This window comes from Corallococcus exercitus (genome assembly GCF_003611585.1).
GTDB classification, from domain to species: domain Bacteria; phylum Myxococcota; class Myxococcia; order Myxococcales; family Myxococcaceae; genus Corallococcus; species Corallococcus exercitus.
The window spans coordinates 1-2,874 of sequence record NZ_RAVW01000690.1 but is presented as its reverse complement, the minus strand read 5'-3'; the positions used below and the strand labels follow the sequence as shown (position 1 = coordinate 2,874).

At 69.7% G+C, this 2,874-nt stretch carries 3 protein-coding genes; all 3 read right to left on the bottom strand.

Annotation, left to right across the window (positions count from 1 at the left end; translation table 11 throughout):
• Nucleotides 1-317: 317 nt before the first annotated feature.
• Complete coding sequence (locus tag D7W79_RS40905; RefSeq protein WP_120530604.1) at nt 318-881, bottom strand: chalcone isomerase family protein; 564 nt, start codon at nt 879-881, stop codon at nt 318-320.
• 197 nt (nt 882-1,078) lie between these two features.
• On the bottom strand, nt 1,079-1,807 hold the full coding sequence (locus D7W79_RS40900) for an HvfC/BufC N-terminal domain-containing protein (RefSeq protein WP_120530603.1): 729 nt from the start codon (nt 1,805-1,807) through the stop codon (nt 1,079-1,081).
• Nucleotides 1,807-2,652, bottom strand: a complete 846-nt coding sequence (bufB, locus tag D7W79_RS40895) for an MNIO family bufferin maturase (RefSeq protein WP_120530602.1) — start codon at nt 2,650-2,652, stop codon at nt 1,807-1,809. Before bufB ends, D7W79_RS40900 begins: the two co-directional genes overlap by 1 nt.
• Between the last annotated feature and the right edge of the window lie 222 nt (nt 2,653-2,874).

Sequence of the window (2,874 nt, the reverse complement as noted above, 5' to 3'; positions counted from 1 at the left end):
GCCCGGGGCGGCTCGGGGGTGGGCTCCGCCGTCTTGCAGGCGGCGCCAAGGACACAGGAGGCGGCGAACAGGGCCAGTCGCTTCACAGCGTTCTCCAACACGGACAGGGGTGGGGTGTGCAACTCGGCGCGCATCAACGCCGGATGCGACAGGGCATTCCAGCGTCAACTCACGGGCGTGTGACAGGGGGGCCCCGCGCTGTCCACCATTGAAGCAATGGCGTTCCCCCGAAACGGCGACGCCCCGGGGAGCGTCCCTCCGAGTGAAGAAGGGACACGCCCGGGGCGCGCGCGAAGGACCGAGGGTCAGGCGGTGCGTCAGTCTTCCTTGCCGAGCATCCCGTCCTTGAGGCCGTCGTCCACGGGGTCCTTGCCCAGCCACACGGAGAAGAGCGCGTCCGCGAAGTCCTTGCCCTCCACGTCAATGGACTTGCCATCGCTCGTGTGGACGTTGGTGCCCTTGCCGGGGACGTAGGTGAGGATGAGCTCCTGGCCCTCCTTCACCTCCGCGGGGATGGCGTTCTTGAAGGTGTTCAGGCGGTCCTGGAGCTTGGGCAGGTTGGCGCCGGCGTTCTTCTTGAAGCCGTTCTCGATGGCCTCGGTGATCTGATCCTTCTTGAGGTCGCGCTTCATGAACATGCGCACGCGCTTGATCTCATCCGCGTTGAGCAGCGCGGTGGCGTCCTGCGTGGGGGTCTCCACATAGAGGCCGACCGTGTAGACCTTGAAGATGGCCTTCTTGCGCAGGCCGACGCCGTTGAGCTTCAGCTCCTTGCCGTTCACGGTGGCGGTGTCGGGGTACTTCACGCCGGCGATGTCCTTGGCCATGACAGGCGCGGCGAGGGTCAGCGACAGCAGCACGGCGGTCAGCGTCTTCTTCATGGAAAAACCCTCCGGGTGGTTTCTGCCGATGTTGGACGCAAACCTACCCATGCGTCTTCACGAAAGGATCCACGAAGGGCTCCCGAGCCTTGACGTGCTGCGGCGAAACCGCTCGGAAGACGACGTTCATCACTGAACGGGACCGCGCGCTGGAGGCCCGCGCGAAGCGTCATGACCGCCCGCCTCCTGACGGGAGGTCACTCCGCCGGAAGCAGCACCAGGCCGTCCTTCGCGAAGCGCAGCACCTGCGCATGGACGTCCGCGGCGGGCATGCCGGTGGCTTGGACGACGGCCTCCTCGGACAGGCCCTCCACGGCCATCTTCAGCACCAGCAGCGCGGGCGGCGTGGCCTCCATGTAGAAGGTCACCAGCCGCTCCGGGTGGCGCCAGAGCAGCGCCAGCTCCTCCCCGTCCACGGGCGCGCCTTCCGCGCCCCGGGCCCGCATGAACGCGCAGAGCCGGTAGGGCTGCTCCAGCACCGCGAGCGTGGGGTTGGGCGTCAGGCGCTCCACCGCTTCCGGGATGACCTCCTCGGAGGCGAACACGGCGAAGTCCGTCCACTCGAAGCGCGCCAGCGCGGGCAGGAACGGCGGCAGTCCCTTCGCGGCGGCGGCGTCCGCGACGAAGGGCGCGAAGCCTTCCCCCAGGCGGTTGAGCTCGTAGTGCCGCGCGGGCCGCGTGCGGGTGTAGCCGTCCACCAGCGCGTCCCACGCTTCCGGCGTCACCGCCTTGCGCGTCAGCGGGAAGAGCTTCTCCAGCGTGGAGCGCACGTGGCCGCGCACGAACTGGCCGTAGAGCGCCATGCGCTCCGGATCCACGTCCCAGCCCGGGTGCGACGCGGACAGCTTGAGCAACCCCTCCGCGCCCGGAGAGCCGGCGAGGTACGCGTCCATGCTGTCGAAGAAGTGCTTCAACGACGACTTCATCACGCGGCCTCCGCGAGCACGCCGCGCGCCAGGTCGGCCTCGTCCAGCACGGCGTCGAGGGACGGGATGCCCTGGTCCCACTCCATCAGCGTGGACACGGGGCCGGTGCGCTCCAGGGTGTAGCGGTACAGCGCCCACACGTCGTCGCAGACGCGGTCGCCGTGCGTGTCGATGAGGACGGTCTCCCTCACGTCGTGGCCGGCCAGGTGCACCTGCACCACGCGCTCCAGGGGCAGCGCGTCCACGAAGGCGCGCGGGTCGTAGCCGTGGTTCTTCGCGTTGACCCAGACGTTGTTCACGTCCAGCAGCAGGCCGCAGTCCGCGGCCTCCACCACCTGGCGCAGGAAGTCCGCCTCCTTCAGCGTGCCGCCCGGCATGGCCGCGTAGTAGCTGGGGTTCTCCAGGAGGAAGGGGCGCTCCACGCGCGCCATCACCTCGCGCACGCGCGGCACCACGTGCTCCACCGCGGCCTCCGTGAAGGGCAGCGGCAACAGGTCGTGCAGGTGCACCCCGCCCAGCCGCGAGTAGCACAGGTGGTCGGAGAAGAACGGCGCGTCCAGGCGCTTCACCAGCGCGGCCAGGCGGGTGACGTAGTCGTCATCCAGCGCGTCCGGCCCGCCGATGTTGAGCCCCACGCCGTGCGGCAGCAGCGTCCAGCGCTCGCGGCACGCGTCCAGGGCGCGCTGGGAGCGGCCGCCCAGCGTGAGGAAGTTCTCCGGGATGATCTCCACCCAGTCCAGCGCGCGAGGCGTGCGAGGCAGCGCTTCGTAGAAGTCTCGGCGCAGCCCGATGCCCGCCCCCAGCGGCTTCAACCCATGGCGGTCTGCATAGCGGGGGGACGGCATGCGGCGCTCCTCCTTGGAGCTGGGAGACGGGACTGCGGCTGCGCAGGGTGGAAACAACACGGGCGGCAGGAAGAACCCTTCCCGCCGCCCGCGAGCCTGGGAGGAGACCTGTCACGCAGGCCCTCCCGGGGGATGACTACTTCTTGCCGCTGCAGGAGCCGGAGCCGCAGGAGCCGGCGCCACAGCTGCCCTCGGCGCCCTTCTCAGGGGTCGCGGCGGGGG

What these genes read in the sequence shown, in the direction of transcription:
- D7W79_RS40905 (WP_120530604.1), bottom strand. Translation starts at nt 881, where the DNA reads ATGAAGAAGACGCTGACCGCCGTGCTGCTGTCGCTGACCCTCGCCGCG.
- bufB (WP_120530602.1), bottom strand. Translation starts at nt 2,652, where the DNA reads ATGCCGTCCCCCCGCTATGCAGACCGCCATGGGTTGAAGCCGCTGGGG.
- D7W79_RS40900 (WP_120530603.1), bottom strand. Translation starts at nt 1,807, where the DNA reads ATGAAGTCGTCGTTGAAGCACTTCTTCGACAGCATGGACGCGTACCTC.